35 protein-coding genes are annotated in these 26,224 nt (G+C 63.1%); all 35 read right to left on the reverse strand.

Annotated features, from left to right (window positions below):
* Nucleotides 1-3 precede the first annotated feature (3 nt).
* Entirely contained in the window at nucleotides 4-1,374 is a 1,371-nt protein-coding gene (glmM, locus tag MUK71_RS12565) for a phosphoglucosamine mutase (RefSeq protein ID WP_227928794.1), read from the reverse strand.
* Nucleotides 1,375-1,783: 409 nt separating this feature from the next.
* The gene (rpsI, locus tag MUK71_RS12570; RefSeq protein ID WP_227903822.1) at nucleotides 1,784-2,281 is read right to left on the reverse strand and encodes a 30S ribosomal protein S9; all 498 of its coding nucleotides are present in this window, start codon (nucleotides 2,279-2,281) and stop codon (nucleotides 1,784-1,786) included.
* A 39-nt stretch (nucleotides 2,282-2,320) separates the two neighbouring features.
* Nucleotides 2,321-2,764: a 50S ribosomal protein L13 gene (gene rplM / locus MUK71_RS12575; RefSeq protein ID WP_146361130.1), complete on the reverse strand. Its 444-nt coding sequence runs from the start codon at nucleotides 2,762-2,764 to the stop codon at nucleotides 2,321-2,323.
* Between the two features lie 330 nt (nucleotides 2,765-3,094).
* Nucleotides 3,095-4,024, reverse strand: a complete 930-nt coding sequence (locus tag MUK71_RS12580) for a tRNA pseudouridine synthase A (protein WP_227928792.1) — start codon at nucleotides 4,022-4,024, stop codon at nucleotides 3,095-3,097.
* 38 nt (nucleotides 4,025-4,062) lie between these two features.
* Nucleotides 4,063-4,608, reverse strand: a complete 546-nt coding sequence (gene rplQ / locus MUK71_RS12585) for a 50S ribosomal protein L17 (RefSeq protein WP_227903824.1) — start codon at nucleotides 4,606-4,608, stop codon at nucleotides 4,063-4,065.
* Nucleotides 4,609-4,673: 65 nt separating this feature from the next.
* Nucleotides 4,674-5,684: a DNA-directed RNA polymerase subunit alpha gene (locus MUK71_RS12590; RefSeq protein WP_227903826.1), complete on the reverse strand. Its 1,011-nt coding sequence runs from the start codon at nucleotides 5,682-5,684 to the stop codon at nucleotides 4,674-4,676.
* Nucleotides 5,685-5,862: 178 nt separating this feature from the next.
* Nucleotides 5,863-6,264, reverse strand: coding sequence for a 30S ribosomal protein S11 (gene rpsK, locus MUK71_RS12595; protein WP_049829160.1), 402 nt, complete (start codon nucleotides 6,262-6,264; stop codon nucleotides 5,863-5,865).
* A 66-nt stretch (nucleotides 6,265-6,330) separates the two neighbouring features.
* A complete protein-coding gene (gene rpsM / locus MUK71_RS12600) occupies nucleotides 6,331-6,708 on the reverse strand; it encodes a 30S ribosomal protein S13 (protein WP_227903828.1) in 378 nt (125 codons plus the stop codon).
* Nucleotides 6,709-6,909: 201 nt separating this feature from the next.
* Nucleotides 6,910-7,023 carry a 50S ribosomal protein L36 gene (rpmJ, locus tag MUK71_RS12605; protein WP_012397712.1) on the reverse strand — a complete coding sequence of 38 codons (114 nt, stop codon included), beginning with the start codon at nucleotides 7,021-7,023 and terminating at the stop codon, nucleotides 6,910-6,912.
* Nucleotides 7,024-7,107: 84 nt separating this feature from the next.
* Nucleotides 7,108-7,329 (reverse strand): translation initiation factor IF-1, encoded by a 222-nt coding sequence (gene infA, locus MUK71_RS12610; protein WP_055239372.1) that lies wholly within the window; start codon nucleotides 7,327-7,329, stop codon nucleotides 7,108-7,110.
* A gap of 297 nt (nucleotides 7,330-7,626) precedes the next feature.
* On the reverse strand, nucleotides 7,627-8,451 hold the full coding sequence (map, locus tag MUK71_RS12615) for a type I methionyl aminopeptidase (RefSeq protein ID WP_227903830.1): 825 nt from the start codon (nucleotides 8,449-8,451) through the stop codon (nucleotides 7,627-7,629).
* A 29-nt stretch (nucleotides 8,452-8,480) separates the two neighbouring features.
* Nucleotides 8,481-9,053, reverse strand: a complete 573-nt coding sequence (locus MUK71_RS12620) for an adenylate kinase (protein WP_227928790.1) — start codon at nucleotides 9,051-9,053, stop codon at nucleotides 8,481-8,483.
* Nucleotides 9,050-10,360: a preprotein translocase subunit SecY gene (gene secY, locus MUK71_RS12625; RefSeq protein WP_227903834.1), complete on the reverse strand. Its 1,311-nt coding sequence runs from the start codon at nucleotides 10,358-10,360 to the stop codon at nucleotides 9,050-9,052. The genes MUK71_RS12620 and secY overlap by 4 nt, the downstream gene beginning before the upstream one ends.
* 247 nt (nucleotides 10,361-10,607) lie before the next feature.
* Nucleotides 10,608-11,063, reverse strand: a complete 456-nt coding sequence (gene rplO / locus MUK71_RS12630; RefSeq protein WP_227903836.1) for a 50S ribosomal protein L15 — start codon at nucleotides 11,061-11,063, stop codon at nucleotides 10,608-10,610.
* Between the two features lies 1 nt (nucleotide 11,064).
* Nucleotides 11,065-11,277 carry a 50S ribosomal protein L30 gene (gene rpmD, locus MUK71_RS12635; protein WP_227903837.1) on the reverse strand — a complete coding sequence of 71 codons (213 nt, stop codon included), beginning with the start codon at nucleotides 11,275-11,277 and terminating at the stop codon, nucleotides 11,065-11,067.
* Nucleotides 11,277-11,954, reverse strand: coding sequence for a 30S ribosomal protein S5 (gene rpsE / locus MUK71_RS12640; protein ID WP_227903839.1), 678 nt, complete (start codon nucleotides 11,952-11,954; stop codon nucleotides 11,277-11,279). Before rpsE ends, rpmD begins: the two co-directional genes overlap by 1 nt.
* Nucleotides 11,955-11,983: 29 nt before the next feature.
* Nucleotides 11,984-12,367: a 50S ribosomal protein L18 gene (gene rplR / locus MUK71_RS12645; RefSeq protein ID WP_227903841.1), complete on the reverse strand. Its 384-nt coding sequence runs from the start codon at nucleotides 12,365-12,367 to the stop codon at nucleotides 11,984-11,986.
* A 2-nt stretch (nucleotides 12,368-12,369) separates the two neighbouring features.
* Nucleotides 12,370-12,906 carry a 50S ribosomal protein L6 gene (rplF, locus tag MUK71_RS12650; RefSeq protein ID WP_227903842.1) on the reverse strand — a complete coding sequence of 179 codons (537 nt, stop codon included), beginning with the start codon at nucleotides 12,904-12,906 and terminating at the stop codon, nucleotides 12,370-12,372.
* Nucleotides 12,907-12,924: 18 nt separating this feature from the next.
* Nucleotides 12,925-13,323: a 30S ribosomal protein S8 gene (gene rpsH / locus MUK71_RS12655; protein WP_227903844.1), complete on the reverse strand. Its 399-nt coding sequence runs from the start codon at nucleotides 13,321-13,323 to the stop codon at nucleotides 12,925-12,927.
* A 90-nt stretch (nucleotides 13,324-13,413) separates the two neighbouring features.
* Entirely contained in the window at nucleotides 13,414-13,983 is a 570-nt protein-coding gene (gene rplE / locus MUK71_RS12660) for a 50S ribosomal protein L5 (RefSeq protein WP_227903847.1), read from the reverse strand.
* A complete protein-coding gene (gene rplX / locus MUK71_RS12665) occupies nucleotides 13,983-14,342 on the reverse strand; it encodes a 50S ribosomal protein L24 (protein WP_227903850.1) in 360 nt (119 codons plus the stop codon). The genes rplE and rplX overlap by 1 nt, the downstream gene beginning before the upstream one ends.
* A 3-nt stretch (nucleotides 14,343-14,345) precedes the next feature.
* Nucleotides 14,346-14,714 carry a 50S ribosomal protein L14 gene (gene rplN, locus MUK71_RS12670; protein ID WP_055239356.1) on the reverse strand — a complete coding sequence of 123 codons (369 nt, stop codon included), beginning with the start codon at nucleotides 14,712-14,714 and terminating at the stop codon, nucleotides 14,346-14,348.
* A 392-nt stretch (nucleotides 14,715-15,106) separates the two neighbouring features.
* Nucleotides 15,107-15,412: a 30S ribosomal protein S17 gene (gene rpsQ / locus MUK71_RS12675; protein ID WP_279326965.1), complete on the reverse strand. Its 306-nt coding sequence runs from the start codon at nucleotides 15,410-15,412 to the stop codon at nucleotides 15,107-15,109.
* Nucleotides 15,409-15,738: a 50S ribosomal protein L29 gene (rpmC, locus tag MUK71_RS16255; RefSeq protein WP_269436328.1), complete on the reverse strand. Its 330-nt coding sequence runs from the start codon at nucleotides 15,736-15,738 to the stop codon at nucleotides 15,409-15,411. The genes rpsQ and rpmC overlap by 4 nt, the downstream gene beginning before the upstream one ends.
* 2 nt (nucleotides 15,739-15,740) lie before the next feature.
* The gene (rplP, locus tag MUK71_RS12685; protein WP_146361096.1) at nucleotides 15,741-16,157 is read right to left on the reverse strand and encodes a 50S ribosomal protein L16; all 417 of its coding nucleotides are present in this window, start codon (nucleotides 16,155-16,157) and stop codon (nucleotides 15,741-15,743) included.
* A complete protein-coding gene (gene rpsC, locus MUK71_RS12690; protein ID WP_227903851.1) occupies nucleotides 16,158-16,997 on the reverse strand; it encodes a 30S ribosomal protein S3 in 840 nt (279 codons plus the stop codon).
* Nucleotides 16,998-17,363 carry a 50S ribosomal protein L22 gene (rplV, locus tag MUK71_RS12695; RefSeq protein ID WP_227903853.1) on the reverse strand — a complete coding sequence of 122 codons (366 nt, stop codon included), beginning with the start codon at nucleotides 17,361-17,363 and terminating at the stop codon, nucleotides 16,998-17,000.
* 38 nt (nucleotides 17,364-17,401) lie between these two features.
* Nucleotides 17,402-17,683, reverse strand: a complete 282-nt coding sequence (rpsS, locus tag MUK71_RS12700) for a 30S ribosomal protein S19 (protein WP_104052734.1) — start codon at nucleotides 17,681-17,683, stop codon at nucleotides 17,402-17,404.
* A gap of 12 nt (nucleotides 17,684-17,695) precedes the next feature.
* Nucleotides 17,696-18,535 carry a 50S ribosomal protein L2 gene (rplB, locus tag MUK71_RS12705; RefSeq protein WP_146361090.1) on the reverse strand — a complete coding sequence of 280 codons (840 nt, stop codon included), beginning with the start codon at nucleotides 18,533-18,535 and terminating at the stop codon, nucleotides 17,696-17,698.
* Nucleotides 18,536-18,565: 30 nt separating this feature from the next.
* A complete protein-coding gene (rplW, locus tag MUK71_RS12710; protein WP_066295939.1) occupies nucleotides 18,566-18,871 on the reverse strand; it encodes a 50S ribosomal protein L23 in 306 nt (101 codons plus the stop codon).
* Entirely contained in the window at nucleotides 18,868-19,482 is a 615-nt protein-coding gene (gene rplD, locus MUK71_RS12715; RefSeq protein WP_227903856.1) for a 50S ribosomal protein L4, read from the reverse strand. Before rplD ends, rplW begins: the two co-directional genes overlap by 4 nt.
* Nucleotides 19,483-19,486: 4 nt before the next feature.
* Nucleotides 19,487-20,143 carry a 50S ribosomal protein L3 gene (gene rplC, locus MUK71_RS12720; protein ID WP_227903858.1) on the reverse strand — a complete coding sequence of 219 codons (657 nt, stop codon included), beginning with the start codon at nucleotides 20,141-20,143 and terminating at the stop codon, nucleotides 19,487-19,489.
* A gap of 16 nt (nucleotides 20,144-20,159) precedes the next feature.
* Nucleotides 20,160-20,468, reverse strand: a complete 309-nt coding sequence (gene rpsJ, locus MUK71_RS12725; RefSeq protein WP_146361073.1) for a 30S ribosomal protein S10 — start codon at nucleotides 20,466-20,468, stop codon at nucleotides 20,160-20,162.
* A 506-nt stretch (nucleotides 20,469-20,974) separates the two neighbouring features.
* On the reverse strand, nucleotides 20,975-21,106 hold the full coding sequence (locus MUK71_RS16260) for a hypothetical protein (RefSeq protein WP_269436327.1): 132 nt from the start codon (nucleotides 21,104-21,106) through the stop codon (nucleotides 20,975-20,977).
* 32 nt (nucleotides 21,107-21,138) lie between these two features.
* Entirely contained in the window at nucleotides 21,139-26,145 is a 5,007-nt protein-coding gene (locus MUK71_RS12730; RefSeq protein WP_227928789.1) for a hypothetical protein, read from the reverse strand.
* Between the last annotated feature and the right edge of the window lie 79 nt (nucleotides 26,146-26,224).

The following is a 26,224-nucleotide window of genomic DNA, read 5'->3' on the forward strand; positions in this document are numbered from 1 at the left end:
GGATCAGACCGAAGCCCCTGCCTCAGCGTTGAGCGCCAGGTTTCCTTCAACGGCTGCGGCCAGCGTGCGGGCCGTGGATGCGGCCGTCTCCATGTCTGCGGCCTCTACCATCACCCGGACTACCGGTTCGGTGCCGGAGGGACGCAGCAGTACGCGGCCGGTTTCCCCCAAGGCTGCCTGTGCCTGTTCCACGGCCTGGCGGACCGGCTCGTTGGTCTGCACACCGGCCTTGTCCACGCCCTTGACGTTGATGAGCACCTGCGGGAGTTTCTGCATGACACCCGAGAGCTGCTTCAGGGTGCTTCCGGTGCGGGCCACCTGTGCGGCCAGCTGGAGCCCGGTCAGCACGCCGTCGCCGGTGGTGGCGTATTCGGAGAAAATTACGTGTCCTGACTGTTCGCCGCCGAGGCTGTAGCCGCCGGAGCGCATGCCTTCCAGGACGTAGCGGTCCCCCACTCCGGTTTCAATCAGATTGATGCCCGCCTCCCGGAGGGCCAGCTTCAGCCCGAGGTTGCTCATCACGGTGGCTACGAGGGCGTTGTCCTTCAGCTTGCCGGCGTCCTTCATGGCTATCGCCATGATCGCCATGATCTGGTCACCGTCAACGACGTTGCCCTCGTGGTCCACGGCCAGGCAGCGGTCGGCGTCGCCGTCATGCGCAATGCCCAGGTCTGCGCCATGGGCCACCACGGCGGCCTGCAGTGCCTCCAGATGGGTCGAACCGTAGCCGTCATTGATGTTGATCCCGTCCGGTTCCGCACCAATGACCACTACCTCGGCCCCGGCGTCGGCGAATACCTGCGGGGAACAGCCGCTGGCCGCGCCGTGTGCACAGTCCAGGACTACCTTAAGGCCTTCAATCCGGTTGGGGAGGGTCTGCAGCAAATGCACCACGTACCGGTCTTCGGCGTCGGCAAAGCGGTGGATCCGTCCCACGTCGCTTCCGGTGGGCCGGAGGCCGGGGCGTGACATTTCGGCTTCGATCGCGTCTTCGACGGCGTCGTCGAGCTTCTGCCCGCCGCGTGCCAGGAACTTGATCCCGTTGTCCGGGGCAGCGTTGTGGGATGCGGAAATGACGACGCCGAAATCGGCGTCCAGGTCGGCTACGAGGAACGCAGCCGCCGGAGTGGGCAGGACGCCGGCGTCGAAGACGTCAACACCGGAACTGGCCAGGCCTGCTTCCATGGCCGCAGAAATGAAGTCTCCGCTGATCCTGGGGTCCCGTGCCACAACGGCGACCGGCCGGCGGCCGTTCTCCACGCGGTTGTGGCCCAGTACCACGGCGGCGGCCTGGGCAAGGCCGAGGGCGACTTCGGCGGTGATCAGCCCGTTGGCCAGTCCACGGACGCCGTCCGTTCCAAATAATCTTGTCATTGCGCATCCTCAAGCAGGTTGTGGCCACAGCGGAGTACCGCTAAACGGGCAACTTACTGGCCCATTCTGCCACCGCTTCCCCCGTCCCTCCGAAACGGGTGGGTCAAAACTATGCGGAGGGCAGCCAAATCGGCATCCGTGGGTGTGTCCAACGTGACGCTTACCGGGCCGCTTAACGCCAAAAAAGGCACCCGCCGAAGCGACTGCCTTTTTGAACCAAGCACCGATCCGGCACCGCCAAATTAGCGCTTGTGAACCCAACCGCCAAATTAGCGCTTGTGAACCCAACCGCCAAATTAGCGCTTGTGGAGCCAAGCGCCCGATTAGCGCTTGTGGAGCCAAGCGCCAATTCAGTGCGAGGGCCCCATGGTGCATTCGCTCCAGCGAATGCACCATGGGAAGCGCTGAATTAGCGCTTGGAGTACTGCGGAGCCTTGCGTGCCTTCTTGAGACCGGCCTTCTTGCGCTCGATGACGCGGGCGTCACGGGTCAGGAAGCCTGCCTTCTTCAGGGCGGGGCGGTTGTTCTCGCGGTCGATCTCGTTCAGCGAACGGGCGACACCGAGACGCAGTGCACCGGCCTGGCCGGAGGGGCCACCACCGTGGATGCGGGCGATGACGTCGTAGGCGCCTTCGAGTTCAAGAAGCTTGAACGGCTCGTTGACTTCCTGCTGGTGCAGCTTGTTCGGGAAGTAGTCTTCGAGCTCGCGGTCGTTGACGATCCACTTGCCGGTACCCGGAACAACGCGCACGCGGGCGATGGCCTGCTTGCGGCGGCCGACGGCGGAGCCGGCGACGGTCAGGGCGGGGCGTTCCTTGACTGCGGTCTGTGCCGAGTCAGAGGATTCCGAGGTGTAGCTGGTGAGCTCCTCGGTGTTTTCATTCAGCTCTTCAGTGTTCTGAGCCACGATTCTCCTTGAATTAATTCTTTAGTTGGCGGGCCAGAACTACTGGGCGACCTGGGTGATTTCGAAGGTCTTGGGCTGCTGCGCGGCGTGCGGGTGCTCTGCACCGCGGTACACCTTCAGCTTGCTGATCTGGTCAGCAGCCAGGGAGTTCTTGGGCAGCATGCCGCGGATGGCCTTCTCAACTGCGCGCACCGGGTTCTTCTCCAGCAGTTCGGCGTAGTTGACGGAGGACAGGCCGCCCGGGTAACCCGAGTGGCGGTAGGCACGCTTCTGTTCGAGCTTGGCGCCGGTGAGGGCAACCTTCTCAGCGTTGATGATGATGACGAAATCGCCCATGTCCATGTGGGGAGCAAAGGTCGGCTTGTGCTTTCCGCGCAGCAGTGTTGCGGTCTGGCTGGCAAGACGGCCTAGGACAACGTCGGTGGCGTCAATGACGTGCCACTGGCGGTTGATGTCGCCGGGCTTCGGGGTGTACGTACGCACGGTTTTTGCCTTCGTTTCTTCTTCTTAGGTGGCGCGCTGTCCATGGATGCCATGGTCAGTGCAGCTTCTCTATGCGTTACCGGATGGTCAGGTGAGGACTGAATTAACCAGTGGTCCTGAGATCTCGGCTATTTCCCCGGGGCCAGGTGGCTCTGCAACTGAGCCGCTCCCGTGGGCATAGGCCTATCGAGGTAGGACACGCACAACGACTATAAACAATAGCCTGCTTGCGGGGTCAGGTCAAAAGCTGTCGCAGCAGCTGTTCGTTTCAACAGCCGCGGGCACCGGTATTCGATTTGCCTTCATTTTATGCCGCGACGTTCCATCGCGCTATCCGCGGTGCGCCCGGGTGAGGTCGGCGCGGTCCTGCAGGCCGGCGTCGGCGGGATACCTGACCTCTTCCAGCACCAGAGGATGGGGCGGCGCAAGGATGGATTTGGAGTCCCGGATCATGGCCGCGAGCCGCTCGGCCAGCCACTGGGGCCGGCGCTCCCCCGCACCCACCAGCAGTGACCCTCCCACCAGGGAACGCACCATGTTATGGCAGAAGGCGTCAGCCTGGATGTGGGTGGCTATGATGCCGTCGCTGCCTCTGGCAAAGCTGAACTCCTGCAGCTCCCTGATGGTGGTGGATCCGGTCCGTGGCTTGCAGTAGGACAGGAAGTCCCGGATGCCCAGCACACCCTCCGCCGCCTCGTTCATCCGGTCCGTGTCCAGCGGTGCCTTGTACCAGAGTGTGGTGTGACGGGAGAGCGGGTCGCGGGTTTCGGGCAGGTCGGCTATGCGGTAACTGTAGCGCCGCCACAGGGCCGAGAACCGTGCATCGAAGCCGTCAGGGGCGGGAGCGGCCGAACGGATTTCAATGGCTCCCCCCAGGGCATCCACTACCCGTCGCTGGCGTCCTTCGCGTCGGCCGGGGGCGGTGAGTTCCTTGTTCAGCACCCCGTGCAGGCGGCGGCGCAGTGAAACCCCCGGGTCCAGGTCCCGGCCGCGGGCCAGTGCGTCCCATTCGGCCCGGGTGAGGTCAAAGTGCACCACCTGCCCGCGGGCATGGACGCCGGCGTCTGTCCGCCCGGCGACCGTGAGGCGGACCGGGCGGCGCAGCAGTACGGCCAGGGCGTCCTCCACCATCCCCTGCACAGTCAGCAGGCCGGGCTGGGCAGCCCAGCCAGAGAACGGTGCGCCGTCGTAGGCGAGGTCCATCCGGACGCGGAAAGGCCCGCCGTCCATTTCCGGGACAGCGGGCCTTTCAATAGTCATAGCACCCATATTAAGGGCACCGGGACGTCAGCGAAGAATTACTTCTTCTCTTCGGTCTCCACGACTGCCTCATCAGCGGAATCAGCTGATTCAGCGGAGTCGGCCGACTCTGCGGAGTCAGCGGAATCTGCCGAATCGGCGGAGTCAGCGGACTCTGCAACCGGAGCCGGTGCGGCTGCGGCAGCTGCGGTGTTGGCCTCGGCCACTACCGACTGCTTGGCAGACAGCGGTTCCAGGACCAGTTCGATGACTGCCATGGGGGCGTTGTCGCCCTTGCGGTTGCCGATCTTGGTGATACGGGTGTAACCGCCGTCGCGCTTCTCGACTGCCGGAGCAATGTCGGTGAAGAGCTCGTGAACGATGCCCTTGTCGGAGATCAGGGCGAGGACGCGGCGGCGGGAGGACAGGTCCCCGCGCTTGGCGAACGTGATCAGGCGCTCTGCGTAGGGACGCAGACGCTTGGCCTTGGTCACCGTGGTGGTGATCTGCTTGTGCTCGAACAGCTGCGCGGCAAGGTTCGCCAGCATCAGGCGCTGGTGTGCCGGGCTGCCTCCGAGGCGCTTACCCTTGGTGGGTGTAGGCATTACTTTTTCTCCTCAAACGGTGCCGTGCGGTGCATCAAATGCCCGACGGCAAGAATTTGCTTCAGTTAGAGCTCGTCGTCCGAGTATTCGGACTCGTCCTCTTCAATAGCTGCGGCGTGGGCGGCCAGATCAAACCCGGGAGGGGAATCCTTCAGGGACAGACCCAGTTCAACCAGCTTTGCCTTCACCTCGTCGATGGACTTCGCACCGAAGTTACGGATGTCCATCAGGTCAGCCTCGGAGCGGGCTACGAGTTCACCCACCGTGTGGATGCCTTCGCGCTTGAGGCAGTTGTACGAACGCACAGTCAGCTCGAGGTCTTCGATCGGCAGGGCCATGTCGGCTGCCAGTGCGGCATCCGTGGGGCTCGGACCGATTTCGATACCTTCAGCGGCGGTGTTGAGTTCGCGTGCCAGGCCGAACAGCTCGACCAGGGTGGTGCCGGCAGACGCGACGGCGTCGCGCGGTGCAATGGCATCCTTGGTCTCGACGTCGACGATCAGGCGGTCGAAGTCGGTGCGCTGTTCAACACGGGTGGCCTCCACGCGGAAGGTCACCTTCAGGACCGGCGAGTAGATGGAGTCAACCGGAATACGGCCGATCTCCTGGTCACCGGACTTGTTCTGGCTGGCGGACACGTAGCCGCGGCCGCGCTCGATGGTCAGTTCGAGTTCGAACTTGCCCTTCGAGTTGAGCGTGGCGATGTGCAGGTCGGGGTTGTGGAACTCCACGCCGGCCGGCGGAGCGATGTCCGCAGCCGTAACCACGCCGGGGCCCTGCTTGCGCAGGTACGCCACAACGGGCTCGTCGTGCTCGGAGGAAACCGAGAGGTTCTTGACGTTCAGGATGATCTCAGTGACATCTTCCTTGACGCCGGGAACCGTCGTGAACTCGTGCAGCACGCCGTCAATCCGGATGCTGGTGACAGCAGCACCGGGAATGGAGGAGAGCAGGGTACGACGGAGGGAGTTACCAAGGGTGTAGCCGAAACCGGGCTCCAGCGGTTCAATGATGAACCGTGAGCGGTTGTCGGCTACGACTTCTTCAGTGAGGGTGGGGCGCTGTGCAATGAGCACTTGCATTTCCTTTCAGCGAGCATCCGCTATATGACGCAACACAAATGGTGGAAACGACGACGACGGGTCTTCCGCGGGCGTCTTGGACGGCTAACAGCCAGCCCGGGACCGGATCCCTCCGGCGGGCAGGCCACCGAAGTGGAGTGCCCGCCGGAGGGATCCGGAACCGCAGTGCTGCTTATACGCGGCGGCGCTTCGGGGGACGGCAGCCGTTGTGTGCGCTCGGGGTGACGTCCTGAATGGAGCCAACCTCCAGGCCGGTGGCCTGCAGCGAACGGATAGCGGTCTCGCGACCCGAGCCCGGACCCTTCACGAAGACGTCGACCTTGCGGACGCCGTGCTCCTGTGCGCGCTTGGCGGCAGCTTCAGCAGCCATCTGAGCAGCGAACGGGGTGGACTTGCGGGAGCCCTTGAAGCCAACCTCACCGGCGGAAGCCCATGAGATAACAGCACCGGACGGGTCCGTGATGGACACGATGGTGTTGTTGAAGGTGCTCTTGATATGCGCCTGGCCGAGCGCGATATTCTTCTTATCCTTGCGACGCGGTTTGCGGACCGCTCCACGAGTCTTGGGGGGCATTACTTCTCCTACAAAGAGTTTGGTTTAGGTGGCCCGGATTCGGGCCTTGGCCGTAGGACCGCTTATTTAGCGGCCGGCCTTCTTCTTACCGGCAACGGTACGCTTCGGGCCCTTGCGGGTACGAGCGTTGGTCTTCGTGCGCTGACCGTGGACGGGCATGCCGCGGCGGTGCCGGATGCCCTGGTAGCTGCCGATCTCGACCTTGCGGCGGATGTCGGCGGCCACCTCACGGCGGAGGTCACCCTCAACCTTGAAGTTGCCCTCGATGTAGTCACGCAGCTGAACGAGTTCAGCGTCGGTGAGGTCCTTGACGCGAGTTTCCGGGCTGATGCCGGTCTCCACAAGGGTCTGCTCTGCACGGGTCTTGCCCACGCCGTAGATGTAGGTAAGCGCAATCACTACCCGCTTTTCGCGGGGAATGTCAACGCCAGCGAGACGTGCCATATCGGCGGTTCTCCTTTGGTTATTACCGGAGGTCTGAAGCAGTGCGTCCCTGTTGCCAGGTCCCCGGCCTCCGTACCGGGGGTGTGCGTCACGCGTATTGACGCTGCACTGCCATATTCAATTAACTACGCGTGGGCTGTTCCCTGGTGTCAGGGGCCCTCTATCCGGTGCCCGTAAGGACCCCGGCGTTAGAGCGGCTGATTAGCCCTGGCGCTGCTTGTGGCGCGGGTTCTCGCAGATCACCATGACTCGACCGTTACGGCGAATCACCTTGCACTTATCGCAGATCTGCTTGACGCTCGGCTGGACCTTCATGGTTTTCCTTTGCGTGGTTGCAGGGTTGAGCTTCAACGGGCGGCCAACCGGCAGTGCCGGCTGGCTTTCCGTCTTTGCAGCGGTTTATTTGTAGCGGTAGACGATCCGACCCCGGGTGAGGTCGTACGGGCTAAGTTCCACTACAACGCGGTCTCCTGGGAGGATGCGAATGTAGTGTTGACGCATCTTTCCCGAGATGTGTGCGAGCACAATGTGGCCGTTGGCCAGCTCAACGCGGAACATCGCGTTGGGCAGGGCTTCGTTGACCGAGCCCTCGATCTCAATGACGCCGTCTTTCTTGGCCATATCCTCCGCTAACGTCTGTGTCCCCGGCTAAGACCGGAAACGGTTTTCGATTGTGGCTTTCCCTGCCGTATCCGCCCGCCGATCCCGGGGCACAAGCCATCGAGATCGGTCAATCAGGGCACAAACGTAGAGACAACCAACAGATAACTCTACGGGAAGAGGCCGCATAAGTTAAATCGCTGCCGCTGTCCAGTTTCCCAGGTACCGTTTTGCACCGCAGTTGCAATGGCGGAAAAGACTGCAGGCCCCGCTCCCCAAAGGGAACGGAGCCTGCAGTCCTTGTCCGGTATCCGGCTGCTAGGGAATCGGGACCGGTGTGACACCGAGCGGTTCGAGCCGGGAGGCCCCGCCGTCCGGAGCCGTCAGCACCCAGATTCCCTTTTCATGGATGGCCACCGAGTGCTCCCACTGGCTGGACCGGCTGCCGTCAACCGTGATGACCGTCCAGTCATCCTCAAGGGTTTTGGTTTCGATCCCGCCACGCACGAGCATGGGCTCAATGGCCAGGCACAGCCCGGGCCGCAGCTTCGGTCCGCGATGGCTGGTGCGGTAGTTCAGGACGTCCGGCGCCTGGTGCATTTCGGTTCCGATGCCGTGTCCGACATAGTCCTCGAGGATGCCCAGCCGCTTGCCCGGCACGGAGCTGACATAGTCATCAACCGCCGCACCGATATCGCCCACGAATTTACCCTTGGCTGCGGCGGCAATACCGTGCCACATGGCGTTTTCGGTGACATCCGAGAGACGCTGGTCCTCGGGGTCGGGCGTGCCCACGATCACCGTGCGTGCCGAGTCCGAATGCCAGCCGCGGACTACTGCGCCCCCGTCAATGGAAATGATGTCGCCCTCCTGCAGCACCCGGTCCCCCGGGATGCCGTGGACAACTTCCTCATTCACCGAAGTGCAGACCGTTGCGGGGTAGTCGTAATAGCCAAGGAAATTGGAGGTGGCTCCGGCTTCCTTCAGCACCCCGGCGAAAACCGCGTCGATTTCCCGCGTGCTGACTCCTACCTCTGCGGATTTCACGGCCGCGTCGAGTGCGGAGATCAGCACCAGGCCGGCTTCGCGCATGATGCGCATCTGCTCGTTGGTTTTGTATTGGATTCGAGGCTGGCCGAACATGTGTCTTCTAACTTTCTGGCGGATAACTTTTAGCGCAGGTCCTTCAGTGCTTCCATCACGCGCTCGGTGACTTCGTCGATGCCGCCCAGTCCGTCGACGCGGGTCACGATGCCGCGGTCCTGATAGCGGGAGACGACGTCGGCCGTCTGCTGCTTGTAGAGGTCCAGCCGGTGCCGGATGACGTCTTCGGTGTCGTCGCTGCGGCCCTCGAGTTCGGCGCGCTTGAGCAGGCGGGCAACCAGTTCGTCGTCGTCGGCGGTGAGCAGCAGCACGGCGTCGAGCTTCTGGCCCTTGCCGGCCAGGATGTCGTCGAGTTCATCGACCTGTGCCACGGTGCGCGGGTAGCCGTCCAGCAGGAAGCCGGGCTCGACGTCGTTGTCCTGCAGCCGGCTGCGGACCATGCTGTTGGTAACGCTGTCCGGAACAAAGTTGCCGGCATCGATGTACTTCTTGGCCTCCACGCCCAGGGGCGTGAGTTCCTTGACGTTGGAGCGGAAGATGTCGCCGGTCGATATTGCCGTGACGCCGAGGCGCTCCGAAATGCGGGCGGCCTGAGTTCCTTTACCGGCACCGGGAGGCCCGATAATGAGCATTCTTGTCATCGCAATAACCCTTCGTAGTGACGTTGCTGGAGCTGTGCGTCAATCTGTTTGACCGTTTCCAGTCCCACACCAACCATGATGAGGATTGACGTTCCGCCGAACGGGAAGTTCTGGTTAGCTCCAACCAACACCAGAGCAATCAGCGGGATCAGGGCGACGAAGCCCAGGTACAGGGCGCCGGGCAGCGTGATCCGTGAGAGCACATACTGCAGGTATTCGGCGGTGGGGCGGCCGGCCCGGATGCCGGGAATGAAGCCGCCGTACTTCTTCATGTTCTCCGAGACCTCGTCCGGGTTGAACGTGATGGAGACGTAGAAGTAGGTGAAGAAGACGATCAGGAGGAAGTACACCAGCATGTACAGCGGGTGGTCGCCGCTGACCAGGTAGTTGTTGATCCAGACCACCCATTCCGGCGGCGTGCCGGTGGCGGGGGTATTGAACTGGGCCAGCAGGCTGGGCAGGTACAGCATGGAGGAAGCGAAGATCACGGGGATCACGCCTGCCATGTTCACCTTGATCGGGATGTAGGTGTTCGTCCCGCCGACGGTGCGCCGGCCGACCATGCGCTTGGCATACTGCACGGGCACGCGCCGCTGCGACTGTTCCACGAAGATCACCAGTGTCACGGTGAGGACACCCACGGCAAGGACGGCCAGGAAGATGGTCCAGCCCTGTGCGGTGAGGATGGCGCCGAGGGCGCTGGGGAAGGAAGCGGCGATGGAGGTGAAGATGAGCAGCGACATGCCGTTGCCCACGCCCTTCTCCGTGACCAGTTCGCCCATCCACATGATGACGCCGGTGCCGGCGGTCAGGGTGATGATGAGCAGGAGGATGGTGACCAGGCTGTCATCGGGGATGACGGGCAGCGCGCACTGGTTGTTGAACAGTGCCCCGGAGCGGGCCAGGGAGACCACTGTGGTGGCGTTGAGCAGGCCAAGCGCAATGGTGAGGTAGCGCGTGTACTGCGTGAGCTTGGACTGGCCCTGCGCTCCTTCTTCATGGAGTGCCTGGAAGTGCGGGATCACCACGCGCAGCAGCTGGACGATGATGCTGGCCGTAATGTACGGCATGATGCCCAGGGCAAAGATGGAAACCTGCAGCAGGGCGCCGCCGCTAAAAAGATTGACGAATTCGTATATGCCACCCGAAGTGGCACCCAGAGCCAAGCACTGCTGCACATTGCCGTAGTCAACACCCGGGGCCGGGATAAAAGCACCCATGCGGAAGATAGTGATGATACCCAGCGTAAACAACAGCTTGCGTCGCAGGTCTGGCGTCCGGAAAGCCCGGCCAATAGCGCTAAGCAAGCGTCCTCCTGAAGTTTGAAAGTCCCATGCGGACTTGTGACAGAAACAGAGTCTAGCCGCTCGGACCCCGTACTGCGTTAACGGCGTACGGGCGGCGGTAGTTGCGTTAAACGAAACTGAACTCCTGCCAGACCGTTCTATCGGTCCGCCAGGAGTTCAGTCACTTCACACGGGGAGTCGCACGCCCCTCCCCCGCCGTCCGCTCAGGGCGTCCGGCGGGGAAAGGAGGCTGATCCGCCACAAGGTTCTAGACCTCGGTGGTGGATCCGCCCGCTGCGGCGATCTTCTCAGCTGCGCTGGCGGAGAAGGCGTTGGCCTGCACATCAACCTTGACGGTGATGTCGCCGGATCCAAGAACCTTCACGGGCTGGTTCTTGCGAACCGCACCCTTGGCAACCAGTGCTTCGATGGTCACGGCGCCGCCTTCGGGGAACAGCTCCGAGATCTTGTCCAGGTTTACAACCTGGAACTCGACCCGGAACGGGTTCTTGAAGCCGCGCAGCTTCGGCAGGCGCATGTGCAGCGGAAGCTGCCCGCCTGCGAAACCGGCCTTGACCTGGTAGCGGGCAGCCGTACCCTTGGTACCGCGGCCTGCCGTCTTACCCTTGGAACCTTCACCGCGGCCTACGCGGGTCTTGGCCGTCTTGGCACCGGGTGCCGGACGCAGGTGATGAACCTTCAGAGCTTTGTTATCTTCGGGCATGTTACTTCGCCTCCTCAACCTTCACGAGGTGCGGAACCGTGTTGATCATGCCAACGGTCACTGCATCGGCAGTACGGACGACGGAGTCGCCGATGTGCTTCAGGCCCAGTGAACGCAGCGTGTCGCGCTGATTCTGCTTACCACCGATGGTGGACTTAATCTGAGTGATTTCCAGCCGTGCCGAGCTAACGGCAACGTTCTTCGGAGTCGACATCAGGCACCTGCCTTCTGCATGTTGCGGAGCATCGCGGCGGGAACAACCTCGTCGAGCGGAAGACCGCGGCGTGCAGCCACAGCCTGGGGCTCTTCGAGACGCTTCAGCGCATCCACCGTGGCGTGCACGATGTTGATGGCGTTGGAGGACCCGAGCGACTTGGACAGCACGTCGTGGATACCGGCGCATTCGAGGATGGCGCGAACCGGACCGCCGGCGATAACGCCGGTACCGGGGGAAGCCGGACGCAGCAGGACAACGCCTGCAGCTGCTTCACCCTGGACGAGGTGCGGAACGGTTCCACCGATGCGGGGGACGCGGAAGAAGGACTTCTTGGCTTCTTCAACGGCCTTCGCGATAGCGGAGGGAACTTCCTTTGCCTTGCCGTAGCCAACGCCGACCATGCCGTTGCCGTCACCGACAACTACGAGGGCGGTGAAGCTGAAGCGACGGCCACCCTTGACCACCTTGGCAACACGGTTGATGGTAACGACGCGTTCAATGAACTTGTCCTTATCATCGTTGCGTCCGCCATCGCGGCCACCGCGGCCACCGCGTTCGCCGCGGCCTCCACGGTCGGAGCGCTGCTCGCCGCGACGTCCGCCGCGGCGGTCGTCGGTACCGGTGGCTGCGGCTTCCTTGGTCTCAGTTGCCTCAGCAGCTGTAGCTTCAGTCACCTGATTTTCCTTTTCCTTGTTTACCTCGGTCACAGTGCCAGCCCACCTTCACGTGCGCCGTCTGCAACTGCAGCAATACGGCCGTGGTAGCGGTTGCCGCCGCGGTCAAAGACAACGGCTTCGACGCCGGCGGCCTTGGACCGCTCAGCGACGAGTTCGCCGACGCGCTTGGCCTTGGCAGTCTTGTCGCCGTCCAGTGCACGCAGATCCGCTTCCATGGTGGAGGCGGATGCCACGGTTACGCCGCGGGTGTCATCGACAACCTGGACGAATACGTGGCGGGAGGAGCGGTTGACCACGAGGCGCGGACGAGCCGTGGTCCCGGAAATCCGCTTGCGGATACGCAGCTGGCGACGGCTGCGGAGGGCAGCCTTGCTCTTGCTGTTTCGCTTCTTATTGATGCTGATGGCCATGGTTACTTACCAGCCTTTCCGACCTTGCGGCGGACAATCTCGCCGGCGTAACGAATACCCTTGCCCTTGTAGGGGTCGGGCTTACGCAGCTTGCGGATGTTGGCGGAAACCTCGCCCACCTGCTGCTTGTCGATACCGGACACGGTGACCTTCGTCGGGCCGACCACGGTAAGCGTGATGCCTTCCGGGGCGGTGACGGGGACCGGGTGGCTGTAGCCCAGGGCGAACTCGAGGTCCGCTCCCTTGGCGACAACGCGGTAACCGGTACCAACGATTTCCAGATCCTTCTTGTAGCCTTCGGTCACACCGGTGATCATGTTGCTGATCAGGGTGCGGGTCAGGCCGTGGAGGGAGCGGGATTCACGCTCGTCGTTCGGGCGGGTAACGGTAATGATGCCGTCTTCCAGGGAAGCCGTGATCGGGCTGGGCACAGTGTGGCTCAGCTCGCCCTTGGCGCCCTTGACGGACACAACGTTTCCGTTGATGGCGATATCTACTCCGGCAGGAACCGGGATGGGCAGACGTCCAATACGTGACATTTTTCTTTCCCTTCCCTGCTACCAGACGTAGGCGAGGACTTCCCCACCTACACCCTTCTTGGCGGCCTGGCGGTCGGTCAGGAGACCTGACGACGTCGACAGGATTGCGATACCCAGACCACCGAGCACGCGCGGCAGGTTGGTGGACTTTGCGTAAACGCGCAGACCGGGCTTGGAGATGCGGCGAACGCCGGCGATGGAACGCTCGCGGTTCGGACCGAACTTGAGGTCCAGGGTCAGCTTCTTGCCGACCTCGGCTTCTTCTTCCTTCCAGCCGGCGATGTAGCCTTCGGCCTTCAGGATGTCAGCAACGCGCGCCTTGAGCTTGCTGTAGGGCATAGACACGGAGTCGTGGTATGCCGAGTTTGCATTGCGCAGACGCGTGAGCATATCTGCGACAGGATCTGTCATTGTCATTTGGGCTCTTGCCCTCCCTCGTAACGGTTTCCTGCAGGATTCCCGTGCGGCGTCGCCTCACGGATGTCCGTCGGACCTGTTACGTAGTAATTAATCTTCGGATTTGAACGGGAAGCCGAGCGCCTTCAGCAGCGCGCGTCCCTCGTCATCGGTCTTTGCAGTGGTAACCACGGTGACGTCCATGCCGCGTACGCGGTCGATCTTGTCCTGATCGATTTCGTGGAACATCGACTGTTCGGTCAGACCGAACGTGTAGTTGCCGTTGCCGTCGAACTGCTTGCCGTTCAGGCCGCGGAAGTCACGGATACGGGGCAGAGCCAGGGTAACCAGGCGGTCCACGAACTCCCACATCCGGTCGCCGCGCAGGGTAACGTGCGCGCCGATCGGCATGCCTTCACGCAGCTTGAACTGCGCGATGGACTTGCGTGCCTTGGTGACCTGGGGCTTCTGGCCCGTGATCTGGGTGAGGTCCCGGACAGCACCGTCAATGAGCTTGGAGTCCTTGGCGGCATCTCCAACACCCATGTTCACGACCACCTTGACGAGGCGGGGAACCTGGTTGACGTTTGCGTAGTTGAATTCGTCCTGCAGGGTCTGCTTGATCTCCGCTGCGTAGCGGGTCTTCAGACGGGGAACGATCTTGGTGACAGTCTCAGTCATTAGAGGTCCTTCCCAGAGCCCTTGGCCACGCGGATACGCACTGTGCGCTCACGGCCATCTTTTTCGACGGTTTCAGTGCGGAAGCCAACACGGGTCGGCTTCTTGGTTTCCGGGTCGACAACGGCGACGTTGGAAACGTGGATCGGGGCTTCAACAACCTCGATGCCGCCGGTCTTGGAACCACGGGAGGACTGGCCAACCTTGGTGTGCTTGGTGACGCGGTTGATGCCTTCAACGAGAACGCGGTTGCTCTCGGGGAAAACCTTCAGAACCTTGCCCTGCTTGCCGCGGTCTCCGCCGCGCTCAGCCTTTGCACCGGTGATGACCTGAACGAGGTCACCCTTCTTGATCTTTGCCATGGACTACAGCACCTCCGGAGCCAGCGAAATGATCTTCATGAACTTCTTGTCGCGAAGTTCGCGGCCGACCGGCCCGAAGATACGGGTACCACGGGGGTCGCCGTCGTTCTTCAAGATCACTGCAGCGTTCTCATCGAACTTGATGTAGGAACCGTCCTGGCGGCGGCGTTCCTTCTTGGTACGGACGATGACGGCCTTGACCACGTCGCCCTTTTTGACGTTGCCGCCGGGAATTGCATCCTTGACGGTGGCAACGATGGTGTCGCCAATGCCTGCGTAGCGACGGCCGGATCCACCGAGAACGCGGATGGTCAAGATTTCCTTGGCACCCGTGTTGTCGGCGACCTTCAGTCGCGACTCCTGCTGAATCACTTATTACTCCTGTCGTCGCGCCGGTTCTCAAATATGAGCCTTGCGGAACGGATATGGGTGGACCCCGTAATACTGGTACTCAACGCCTGCCCGCCGGCCGCACGCCAGTGCGGGCCGCCTTCAAGGCGTCGAACAAGATTATCGGGCTTTTGTCTCATTCGGCGGTGAGGAAACCGGCTCGGAATTCCGGCTCGAACACGGCCGTTCTCCGGGCACACTTCCGCACCACACAGACAAGATTTCAAGTTTATCGCGAAAAGGCCCCGGATGCGAAATCGTAGATGATAACGCGGCCGGGGCCCTTACGCTGTGGACGGGGCCGGCATGTTCTTCACGCTCCGGGGAGCCTGGCGAACACACCGGCGGTCCGGCCGGTATTGCTTACTACTAGGTTACTTGGCCTTTTCGAGGATCTCGACCAGGCGCCACCGCTTGGTAGCGGACAGCGGCCGGGTCTCGGCGATCAGCACGAGGTCACCAATGCCGGCAGCGTTCTGCTCGTCATGGGCCTTGCGCTTCTCGGTCCGGCGAATAACCTTGCCGTAAAGGGCGTGCTTCACGCGGTCTTCAACCTGGACAACGATGGTCTTGTCCATCTTGTCCGAGACCACGTAGCCGCGTGCGGTCTTCCGGTACCCGCGGGCATCGGCGCCGTTTGCGTCAGTTGTCACTGCTGCCTCATTCTTGTTTTCGCTCACTTGGCATCATCCTCAGCGACCTTGGCTTCAGCTTCAGACTCAGTAGCCTTCTTCTTGGACTTCTTCGGTGCCTCGGGTGCTGCTTCCTCAACGGGAGCAACTACCTCGGGACGAATGCCCAGCTCGCGCTCACGCAGCACCGTGTAGATGCGGGCGATATCGCGCTTGACTGCACGCAGACGACCGTGGTTTTCCAGCTGGCCGGTGGCCGACTGGAAGCGGAGGTTGAACAGCTCCTCCTTGGACTTGCGCAGTTCCTCGACGAGACGGTCCTTATCGAAGCCGTCCAGCTGCTCAGTTGTCAGCTCTTTTGATCCAACTGCCATTTCTATTCACCACCCTCGCGACGCACAATGCGTGCCTTCAACGGCAGCTTATGGATCGCCAGGCGCAGGGCCTCACGAGCTACCTCTTCGGAAACACCGGAGAGTTCGAAGAGAACCCGGCCCGGCTTGACGTTTGCAACCCACCACTCCGGAGAACCCTTACCGGAACCCATACGGGTTTCAGCAGGCTTCTTCGTCAGCGGACGGTCCGGGTAGATGTTGATCCAGACCTTGCCGCCACGCTTGATGTGGCGTGTCATGGCAATACGTGCAGCTTCAATCTGGCGGTTGGTGACGTATGCAGGCGTCAGAGCCTGGATACCCCACTCGCCGAAGCTGACGGCAGTGCCGCCGGTTGCAGCGCCGGAGCGACCCGGGTGGTGCTGCTTACGGAACTTGACTCGACGTGGGATAAGCATTTAAGCCTGTCCTCCTTCTGCTGCGGGGGCAGCTGCCTCAGCGGCCGGAGCCTCTGCAGCAGGCGCGGCGGCCTTGTCGCCGCGGTCGTTACGACGACGGCGGTCGCCGCCACGGTCGCCACGGTCGGCGGGGCCGCGGCCCGGACGGTCGTTGGAGCGTCCGCGGGACGGTGCAGCAGCCTGCTGTGCAGCCAGTTCCTTAGCGGTGACGTCGCCCTTGTAGATCCAGACCTTCACGCCGATGCGGCCGAAGGTGGTCTTGGCTTCGAAGAAACCGTAGTCGATCTGCGCGCGGAGGGTGTGCAGGGGCACACGGCCTTCGCGGTAGAACTCCGAACGGCTCATTTCAGCGCCGCCCAGACGGCCGGAGCACTGGATACGGATACCCTTTGCACCTGCACGCTGTGCGGACTGGATGGCCTTCTTCATCGCACGGCGGAAAGCCACGCGGGAAGAGAGCTGCTCAGCAACACCCTGGGCAACAAGCTGTGCTTCCATCTCGGGGTTCTTGACCTCAAGGATGTTCAGCTGAACCTGCTTGCCGGTGAGCTTTTCGAGCTCGCCGCGGATGCGGTCAGCTTCGGCGCCGCGGCGACCGATCACGATGCCCGGACGTGCGGTGTGGATATCCACACGAACACGGTCACGGGTGCGCTCGATCTCAACCTTGGCGATGCCGGCGCGATCCATGCCGGTGGACATCAGCTGACGGATCTTGATGTCCTCGCGGACAAAGTCCTTGTAACGCTGGCCCGGCTTGTTGCTGTCAGCAAACCAGTGCGATACGTGGTCAGTGGTGATGCCGAGTCGGAACCCGTGCGGGTTTACCTTCTGTCCCACTTAGCGTTCCTCCTCGATCGTAGGGGTTGCGACTACCACGGTGACGTGGCTGGTCCGCTTGTTGATGCGGTAGGCGCGGCCCTGGGCCCGCGGCTGGAACCGCTTCATGGTGGGTCCTTCGTCAACGAATGCTTCGCTGATGAAGAGGTCACCTTCGTCGAAGGCCACGCCGTCACGGTCCGCGAGGACACGTGCATTGGCCATAGCCGACTGAACTACCTTAAGTACCGGCTCCGAAGCTGCCTGGGGGGCAAACTTCAGAATTGCCAGAGCCTCATTCGCTTGCTTGCCACGAACAAGGTTGACGACGCGCCGGGCCTTCATAGGCGTTACGCGGATATGACGCGCAATTGCCTTGGCTTCCATTGCTTTCCTTCTCTCGTCTTCTGCCGAAAGAGCAGCGCCTAGCGGCGCTTGCCCTTGCGGTCGTCCTTCACATGGCCGCGGAATGTCCGCGTCAGAGCGAATTCGCCGAGCTTGTGCCCGACCATCGACTCGGTGACAAACACCGGAATGTGCTTACGTCCGTCGTGTACGGCGATCGTGTGCCCGAGCATGTCGGGGATGATCATCGAACGGCGGGACCACGTCTTGATGACGTTCTTGGTGCCCTTTTCGTTTTCGGCCGCTACCTTGAGAAACAGGTGCTGGTCGACGAAGGGGCCTTTCTTCAGGCTGCGTGGCATGTTTCCAGGCTCCTATCGCTTGTTCTTGCCGGAACGACGGCGACGCACAATGAGGTTGTCGCTCTCTTTATTGGGGCGGCGGGTGCGGCCTTCGCGCTTACCGTTCGGGTTGACCGGGTGGCGTCCACCGGAGGTCTTACCTTCACCACCACCGTGCGGGTGGTCAACCGGGTTCATGGCGACACCGCGGACGGTCGGGCGTACGCCCTTCCAGCGCATACGGCCGGCCTTGCCCCAGTTGATGTTGGACTGCTCGGCGTTGCCAACCTCGCCAATGGTGGCGCGGCAGCGAACGTCAACATTGCGGATTTCTCCGGAGGGCAGACGCAGCTGGGCGAAACGGCCTTCCTTGGCAACGAGCTGAACAGATGCACCGGCGGAGCGGGCCATCTTGGCGCCGCCACCCGGACGCAGTTCAACTGCGTGGATGGTGGTACCCACGGGGATGTTGCGCAGCGGCAGGTTGTTGCCGGGCTTGATGTCAGCCCCGGCGCCGGCCTCTACGAAATCGCCCTGCTTGAGCTTGTTCGGAGCAATGATGTAACGCTTGGTGCCATCAACGTAGTGCAGCAGCGCAATGCGGGCGGTACGGTTCGGATCGTATTCGATCTCGGCAACGCGAGCGTTGACGCCGTCCTTGTCGTGGCGACGGAAGTCGATCAGACGGTACTGACGCTTGTGTCCACCACCCTTGTGCCTGGTCGTGATCTTACCGGTGTTGTTACGGCCGCCCTTCTTGGGCAGCGGACGTACCAACGACTTTTCCGGCGTCGACCGCGTGATTTCGGTGAAGTCGGCTACGCTCGAGCCGCGACGGCCCGGGGTAGTCGGCTTGTATTTACGGATTCCCATTATTTATTCCTCGTTAAAGTGGTCTCCGCCCTAGCTGAGCGGACCGCCGAAGATGTCGATTGTGCCGTCCTTGAGGGTGACAATGGCGCGCTTGGTGCTCTTGCGCTGTCCCCATCCGAACTTGGTGCGCTTACGCTTACCGGCACGGTTGATGGTGTTGATCGAGTCGACCTTGACGGAGAAAATCTTCTCCACGGCCAGCTTGATCTCGGTCTTGTTCGAGCGGGGGTCGACCAGGAAGGTGTACTTACCTTCGTCGATCAGGCCGTAGCTCTTTTCCGAGACGACGGGTGCAAGCACTACGTCGCGCGGGTCCTTAGCGGTGGTCGCGCTCACTTGGCGTCCTCCTTGACAGTGTTCTTGCCAACGAACTCGTCGTAGGCAGCCTTGGTGAAGACCACGTCGTCGGATACCAGCACGTCGTAGGTGTTCAGCTGATCTACGTAGATCACGTGAACTTCCGGGACGTTGCGCACGGACAGTGCAGCAACATCGTTGGCGCGCTCGATAACAACGAGCAGGTTCTTGCGGTCGGAGACCGAACGCAGGGCGCTCAGTGCATCCTTGGTGGACGGCGTGGTGCCGGCAACCAGGGTCTCGAGGACGTGGATACGGCCGTTGCGTGCCCGGTCGGACAGGGCGCCGCGCAGTGCAGCAGCCTTCATCTTCTTGGGGGTGCGCTGGCTGTAATCGCGAGGCGTCGGTCCGTGGACCACGCCGCCGCCGGTCATGTGAGGCGCACGGATGGAGCCCTGACGAGCCCGGCCGGTGCCCTTCTGCTTGAACGGCTTGCGGCCTGCACCGCTCACCTCGGCGCGGGTCTTCGTCTTGTGCGTACCCTGGCGGGCGGCTGCAAGCTGAGCAACTACCACCTGGTGGAGCAGCGGTACGTTCGTCTGAACGTCGAAGATCTCTGCGGGGAATTCAACAGTGGTTTCGTTAGCCATGAGACTAAGCTCCCTTCACGGCGGTGCGTACGAGGACGACCTGGCCGCGGGCGCCGGGAACGGCACCCTTGATCAGCAGGAGCGACTTCTCGGCGTCCACACCGTGAACCGTGAGGTTCATCGTGGTGTGACGGACGGCGCCCATACGGCCAGCCATCCGAACGCCCTTGAAGACGCGGCCCGGGGTGGATGCGCCACCGATGGAACCCGGCTTACGGTGGTTCTTGTGTGCACCGTGGGAGGCACCGACGCCGTGGAAGCCGTGACGCTTCATGACACCGGCAAAGCCCTTGCCCTTGGAGGTTCCGACGACGTCGACCTTCTGGCCGGCTTCGAAAATCTCAACAGAGAGTTCCTGGCCCAGCTCGTAGGTGTCGGCGTCTGCGGTACGCAGTTCAACTACGTGGCGGCGCGGCGTAACGCCGGCCTTTTCAAAGTGGCCGGCCAGCGGCTTGGTCACCTTGCGCGGGTCGATCTGGCCGTAGCCGATCTGAACGGCGGTGTAGCCGTCCTTTTCCGCGTTGCGCAGCTGCGTGATGACGTTGGAGTCAGCCTGGACGACGGTTACGGGGATGAGCTTGTTGTTCTCGTCCCAAACCTGGGTCATGCCGAGCTTGGTGCCCAGCAGTCCCTTTACCTGGCGTGTAAGTGAAGTAGACATATTATCCGCTCCCCCCCTACAGCTTGATTTCGATGTTCACGTCTGCAGGCAGGTCAAGACGCATCAGCGAGTCAACGGCCTTAGGCGTGGGGTCAATGATGTCGATCAGGCGCTTGTGCGTGCGCATTTCAAAGTGCTCGCGGCTGTCCTTGTACTTGTGCGGCGAACGGATAACAACGTAAACGTTCTTTTCCGTGGGCAGCGGCACGGGGCCTACTACCGTTGCGCCTGCACGCGTGACCGTCTCAACGATCTTCCGTGCTGATACGTCGATGACCTCGTGGTCGTACGACTTCAGCCGGATGCGGATTTTTTGTCCCGCCATGGCGTCGTGCCTCTTTCTTCGAGTAATGCTCTCTGTACAGTTTTTGCGCCGAACTGCCTTACGGCCAGGCGCCCCTCCAACAGACTGAATCCGGATGAATCCGGGTTCCTCACCCTGTCGAGGCTCCGACCCCCGCGCTCGGGCGTGTCGTGGTGATGAAACCAACGACGCCCAGCAAGAATGGGGGCGGGTTATATATGGGCTCTTCCCCTGAAGGATCCGACCCTGCACCAGGCATTATCCTGGCCGGGACTGAATCTCAACACTTCCCTGTTCCTGCTGTACAGCCGGAACGTGGGCGTGTGTGGGCACAAAAGCGCTTGAACAACTTCTCTAGTCTGCCAGACCTCGGCGCAGATGGCCAATCCGGCTTTTCCCCTGCGGCGCAGCCGCATCGGAGAGCTTGACCTGATCAGTCTAACGCAGAGGGCGGCGGGCCGGAAAGTTCGTGCCGGCCGTCACGGTTTGCGGAAAATCCGTGCCGGCTGCCACGCCTGGCCGGAAAGTCAGGGCCTGCCCTCCCGGTTGGCACGCCGGATCCGCCGTGCCCGGTCAATTTCCGGACGGAACCGGCGGCGGGCCCAGCCAATCCCTGCCGCCGCAGCTGCGGCAATGGCCAGGAAGATAAGAAATTCCATCCTCCGAGCCTAACCGAGGGCCCAGGTGCACGTCAGTAGCCCCGCTCCTCCCCTGCCCCGGTCAGCGGAGCCCGGGATCCCTCCGCCGGGCCTGCCTGGGCGTTCTCCGGGCCGGGCTCCCCCTCGCCGCGACTGTCCTTCCGCTCCGGCTCATCGGAGCGCACCCGTGTGAGCCGCCAGACGGCCAGCGCGATCAGGCCGATACCCAGAAGTGCCAGCCACAGGAAGGTGTAGCCCCGCAGGTACCACAGCACCGCCAGCACAACGCCGGCTGCGCCCCAGAGCGTAAAGAGTCTCCTGCTGGCAAGCAGGCCGAAAGCCAGCAGCCCGGCGTGGGCCACCAGTGCCCACAACTGTTTGCCCGCACCGCCGCTGATGATGGTGGAGAGCCCGCTCAGCGAGAGGATTGCCGCCGCGGCCGCCAGGACAATGGTGCCCCGGTTTTCTCGTTTCCGGAGGTACTCGTAGGCGGCCAGGCCGGCCAGGACGCATGCCCAGTACTGCAGGGACCAGAAGCCGTTGACGTCTCCGAGGAGAAGCCATGCAATGCGCTGGACCGCCAGCGCCGTGAGGAGCGCCGCTGCCTGTACCGCCGGTTCCCGGAACCTTGCCGGCACCTCGATCAGCCCAACGCCCAGCGCCGCGGCCAGGGTCAGGGAACCGGCCGCCGCCGAAGCATCGGGTGCCATGGCCGGGACCGCTGCCAAGGTCAGGATGAGGGAGGCACCGGCGCCGATGATGTGTCTCCGCAGGACACCGTCCCGGTGCTTCGCTCCCGCTTCCGCAGCGTGCCCCGGGATCAGCAACCGGATTGCCAGCAGCACCGCTGCGGCAGCCCACGCAGGGACCAGCGCGGCATACCCCGTCTCCAGCAGCCCGCCCAGCGCCGAGCCTGCCGTGGACCAGCTCAGGAAAAGCATGCCTGCCGCCACCAGGGGTGGCAGCCCGACCGCCAGCCAGGGACGCTGTCTGGAGAAGGACAATGCCAGAAAGAGGGCACCGGCAAAGCCGAAGACTGCCGCTGCCAGCAGGGCGCTGCCCGATGCTGCCGCCAGAAACAGGGCCGCCGCCGTATACGCTGCCGAGATTGAGAGCAGTGCCGTGCGCAGGGGTATCTCCAGGGTGTGCCGGAACTCGCCCCATAGCCCGGCAGCGGCCAGTGCCAGCAGGGTTGCTCCGGCTGCCACCGGGCTGAGGACCGGTTCCGGGAGCAGCCCTGCTTTGTCAAAGTCCGGCAGGCGGGTCAGCACTACGGGCAGTGTGCCGAGTGCCAGGCCGGCGATATAGATGACCCACTGCGAGCGCGGCTGACGGTCTGCATTCCACCGGATAAAGGCAACTGTGGCACTGAGCAGCAGCAGGATCAGTTGGACGGTCACGACGTCCCGTCTGACGCCGGGTCCTGCGTTAATTGCATATCCCAGAGGCGCCAGCAGCAGGAGGCACAGGCTGACCCACCCCGAGACTTCGGCGTATCCCAGATTGCCGAAATGCCGGTCCAGAAGCGTCCGGATGATGTGCTGGGCAGCGAGGACGGCGGTTCCGGCAACGAATGTCCCATGCCGTCCCGCACCAAGGTCCACAGCCACGAGAACAGACAGGAGCACCACGAGTGCCTGGATACCCAGAAGATACAGGCCACGCGTGGTGAGCTCCCGGTTCAGTGCCAGCGAGGCACAGTAGACGAGGGCTGCCAGCGCCAGCACCTCATAGCCGTGTATCCCGAAGACTCCACCGCCGAGCATCGCTGCCGCGGTGAACCCCGCCGGTGCTGCCACCTCGTACGAGGCGAATCGCAGCAGTACCAGCGAAATGGCGATGTTCGCTGCCAGCCCTCCCCAGATCAATGCCAGGCTCCACACCACCGGCGCATCAATGCCTCGGGACGCAGCGGCGGCAATCACAACAATCAGTCCGGCCGACAGCATCAGTGCAGCCGCGAACGGCAGGGCTGTACCCCGCCGCACCCGCATCGCGGTGGACAACTGGATCAGGACAGCCACCGCAGCGGCGGTGGTCAGGAGGAACATAGGGGTTCCGTCCTGTCGCCCGGAACCCATCAGGACCACATAGGCCAGCGCTACGGTTCCGGCGGCACACAGGCTTCCCCACTGGGCAGGACCGGCCAGGCCCAGCGGTTCCAATTGGCGGGCGAAAAGTACCCGCAGCACTTCGCAGACGGCGATGCCCACCGCAGCCGCGGCAAAGACACTGTGAATTTCCCCGGTCAGGTCTGCCGTCACCAGGGCGGCAAGAACAATCAGGAGAACCTGCGCCGCCAGCAGATAGGCACCACGGAACGGGTTGGTGCGTCCGAGGACAAAATAGACGCAGTAGATCAGTGCGGCGGAAACCAGTACCTGATAGCCGCGCACCCCCAACAGCCCTGCCCCTGTGGCAGCGGTAGCCACAAAACCGGCAGGAGCCAGCAGAACCGGCCAGGAATGCCGCAGCAGCAGTGCAGTGAGAATATTCAGGGCCAAGGCTCCTGCGAGGACAGCAAGGGCGACGGTCCCGTCAGTCGCGTCCACGGTGCGGACGCTTACGCTGAGCAGCAGCGCCAGCGCCGAAGCGGCGGTGGTGGCTGCGAGCGCGGCGTGGCCGGCTCCCCGGTCCGGACCGGCAGCCGCAGCGCGGGGGCGTACGGCGGGGGCAGGTGTGGTGAAGGGGCCGGCCGCGGGGACGACGGGACCGGAAACGGGGACGACGGGACCGGAAACGGGGACGACGGCTGCCGCCCCGGTGTCCGGGCTGACCCGGGACCGACCTGCCGCTGTGAAGGCGGCTACGCCCTGCGTGATCAGTGCAGAAGTGACGGCAATGACGAGCAGTGCCAGTCCGGTTCCGGGCCGGGCCGCCGTATCGGTCAGGATGTAATAGGCCGGTGCCGTCATTGACAGCGCCGTCAGCGTTGCCCACATAAAGGTCCGGGCCAGTCCCAAGGGCCGCAGGCGTCTATGCAGGACGATCCTGGCGAGATGCTGGACGGCGAGTGATGCCGCCAACGCCGTGAAGATGCCGTGCACATCCATGCCCAGGTCCGCTGCCGCCAGCCCCGTCAGGACGGTTATCAAAACCTGTCCCACGGCTATGTAGAAGGTACGGTGTCCGCGCGGCCCAAACTTCCGGACCATGAGCACGCAGTACACCAGTGCCGCCGCAACCAGAAGCTCGTAGCCGCGCACGCCCAACAGCCCGGCACCCATCAGGGCAGCGGCCATGAAGCCCAGCGGGCCGGCCGTCAGGAACCGGCTGCGGGCAAGACGAAGCGTGGTCAGGATATTGACGGCAACCAGTACCCAGAGCGCAGCCACGGCATGGGTTGGCTCCAACCGCGGTTCGAAGCACAGCACCAGGACACCAGCGGCGGTTCCCGTTGCCGAAGCGAGGATCACCCACCCCGGGACGTACTCCGGTTTCCCTGCGGATACCCGGATAACTGACGCCGTCTGATTGGCGGCCATGGCCACTACGGCGGTTAACAGCGCCCAGGACCAGCCGTCCGCTCCCCCCGCGCCCGACACCGACGCCAGCACGGTCAACGGGAGCAGCAGAACACCAGCGGCCCTGGCTCCAAGCACAAACTGCATGCGTGTTGCTTCTCCCCTGGCACGCACCATCAGGTACGCAGTAAGCGCCGCCGTGACCAGGACGGATGGCCACAATGGTTCCTTCGCCAGCAAAGCATGAGGGACAAAAGACAGGCCCAGCGGAACAATGGCGGCGAATTCCAGCAGCCCGCCCACTGTCCTTGCCGCTGCAAGATAGGTGCCCAGGACCACCAGGATGGTGGCCGAGAAGATCATTGTGCTTCCCGATGATTCCGATGTGCCAAGGGCCTGGAACAGCCCGGCGGCAAGACCCGTGGCAGCCTGCATCACCAGCAGGGCGGCCACGTCTGTGCGGAAGAACCTGCGCGCCCGGATTTCCGGCTCCACGGCCGGTTTCTTCGCAAGGCTGACCCCGCCCGCGGCGGGAGCCGGGTCCGGCGTTCCGCGGCGCGGCACTGCTCCGCCGGCAGCCTGCCCGCCCGAAGGTACGCCCGTTGTTCCTGCGCCGCGCCGACCAGCTGCTGCTTCTGCGTCCAATCCCTCGTCCAGGGGCAGTCCTGCAGTCCGTGAGGCGATCTGCAGCAGAGCCGCTGCTCCATACACCGGTTTCCGCAGCAGGATGCCGGACAGCTGCGCTGCGATCTGTATGGCGAACGCCAGCAGCGTCGCCTGCGTACTGCCGGTGAAGGAGTAGCAGAGGGCGGTGAGGCCCACGGTTCCAGCGGCGCGCAGGCCGTAGCTGTTGGCCAGCTGGTTCCTCGCCGGGCCCTGCCACATCATGACTGCGTAGTGGAGAGCGAAGGCCAGGAACAGGATGGACAGCTGCCCCGCCGTCAGGTCCCCGGATATCTGGACCGCGGCAATGGCCGCGGCAGGAACCAGGTACCGGTGCGACCTCACGAAGGCGTCGAGATACAGATTGTTCAGCCACTTCGGCCGCCGGATCGCGGCAAGGCTGATCAGGGTTGCGAGCACTACGGTAAACAGGAAATACCAGATGATCCCCGACCGGAGGACAGCGCCCGAGGCCAGTCCGGATGACAGCAGGAACGTCAGTGCCAGGTAGGTAACTACCCGGCTGTCAATCCTCGCGGCGGCAAAGGCAAACGCCACGGTGCCCGCCAGCGACGTGATAAGCCATGCGGCCGGACCGTCCTGCAGGACCACTGTGTGCAATGCCAGCCCGACAACCGGTATCAGCGCCAGTCCCGTACCGGTGAAGGCCACGGCAGCCGGACGAAGGCGGCGGCTGCGGGCATGCACAACAAGCCCGGATACATAGAACAGTGCGGTGACCCCCACAACGCCGAGGAAGCGTGCCCCGGCCGGGATGGCCAACCCAATAAACAGGGCCGCGGCCGCAACGAGCAGCAGACTCGCGGAGTACAGCGTGATGTTGATGTTCCGCAGGTCCCTCCGCCGTTTCTCGGCCTGCAGCTGTGCCTCGGTTTTGACCGGAGGAGCCGGCCTGGCGGGCCTGGGCGGCACGGGAGTTGAGGGAGTCGCGGGCGGGAGACCACGGCGTCCGCCTGTTCCTATTGAGTGTACCGGAGCACCCGTGCTGCCC

Origin of the sequence: Arthrobacter zhangbolii (assembly GCF_022869865.1) — a bacterium.
Taxonomy (GTDB): Bacteria; Actinomycetota; Actinomycetes; order Actinomycetales; family Micrococcaceae; genus Arthrobacter_B; species Arthrobacter_B zhangbolii.

Bases quoted from the DNA above. Each gene is read 5' to 3' on its own strand.
- rplR (WP_227903841.1), bottom strand. From the start codon at position 12,367: ATGGCCATCAGCATCAATAAGAAGCGAAACAGCAAGAGCAAGGCTGCC.
- glmM (WP_227928794.1), bottom strand. From the start codon at position 1,374: ATGACAAGATTATTTGGAACGGACGGCGTCCGTGGACTGGCCAACGGG.
- rplE (WP_227903847.1), bottom strand. From the start codon at position 13,983: ATGACTGAGACTGTCACCAAGATCGTTCCCCGTCTGAAGACCCGCTAC.
- rpsH (WP_227903844.1), bottom strand. From the start codon at position 13,323: ATGACAATGACAGATCCTGTCGCAGATATGCTCACGCGTCTGCGCAAT.
- rplC (WP_227903858.1), bottom strand. From the start codon at position 20,143: ATGTCTACTTCACTTACACGCCAGGTAAAGGGACTGCTGGGCACCAAG.
- rplD (WP_227903856.1), bottom strand. From the start codon at position 19,482: ATGGCTAACGAAACCACTGTTGAATTCCCCGCAGAGATCTTCGACGTT.
- rplV (WP_227903853.1), bottom strand. From the start codon at position 17,363: ATGGAAGCCAAGGCAATTGCGCGTCATATCCGCGTAACGCCTATGAAG.
- rplF (WP_227903842.1), bottom strand. From the start codon at position 12,906: ATGTCACGTATTGGACGTCTGCCCATCCCGGTTCCTGCCGGAGTAGAT.
- MUK71_RS12620 (WP_227928790.1), bottom strand. From the start codon at position 9,053: ATGACAAGAATGCTCATTATCGGGCCTCCCGGTGCCGGTAAAGGAACT.
- rplX (WP_227903850.1), bottom strand. From the start codon at position 14,342: ATGGCAAAGATCAAGAAGGGTGACCTCGTTCAGGTCATCACCGGTGCA.
- infA (WP_055239372.1), bottom strand. From the start codon at position 7,329: ATGGCCAAGAAAGACGGCGTCATTGAGATCGAGGGCTCGGTCAACGAA.
- rpsS (WP_104052734.1), bottom strand. From the start codon at position 17,683: ATGCCACGCAGCCTGAAGAAAGGCCCCTTCGTCGACCAGCACCTGTTT.
- rplO (WP_227903836.1), bottom strand. From the start codon at position 11,063: ATGCCCGAAGATAACAAAGCTCTGAAGGTTCATCACCTGCGTCCGGCA.
- rpmC (WP_269436328.1), bottom strand. From the start codon at position 15,738: ATGGCAGTTGGATCAAAAGAGCTGACAACTGAGCAGCTGGACGGCTTC.
- rplB (WP_146361090.1), bottom strand. From the start codon at position 18,535: ATGGGAATCCGTAAATACAAGCCGACTACCCCGGGCCGTCGCGGCTCG.
- rplP (WP_146361096.1), bottom strand. From the start codon at position 16,157: ATGCTTATCCCACGTCGAGTCAAGTTCCGTAAGCAGCACCACCCGGGT.
- map (WP_227903830.1), bottom strand. From the start codon at position 8,451: ATGTTCGGCCAGCCTCGAATCCAATACAAAACCAACGAGCAGATGCGC.
- MUK71_RS12580 (WP_227928792.1), bottom strand. From the start codon at position 4,024: ATGACTATTGAAAGGCCCGCTGTCCCGGAAATGGACGGCGGGCCTTTC.
- MUK71_RS16260 (WP_269436327.1), bottom strand. From the start codon at position 21,106: ATGGAATTTCTTATCTTCCTGGCCATTGCCGCAGCTGCGGCGGCAGGG.
- rpmD (WP_227903837.1), bottom strand. From the start codon at position 11,277: ATGTCGACTCCGAAGAACGTTGCCGTTAGCTCGGCACGGCTGGAAATC.
- rpmJ (WP_012397712.1), bottom strand. From the start codon at position 7,023: ATGAAGGTCCAGCCGAGCGTCAAGCAGATCTGCGATAAGTGCAAGGTG.
- rpsJ (WP_146361073.1), bottom strand. From the start codon at position 20,468: ATGGCGGGACAAAAAATCCGCATCCGGCTGAAGTCGTACGACCACGAG.
- rpsM (WP_227903828.1), bottom strand. From the start codon at position 6,708: ATGGCACGTCTCGCTGGCGTTGACATTCCCCGCGAAAAGCGGGTAGTG.
- rpsK (WP_049829160.1), bottom strand. From the start codon at position 6,264: ATGCCCCCCAAGACTCGTGGAGCGGTCCGCAAACCGCGTCGCAAGGAT.
- rplQ (WP_227903824.1), bottom strand. From the start codon at position 4,608: ATGCCTACACCCACCAAGGGTAAGCGCCTCGGAGGCAGCCCGGCACAC.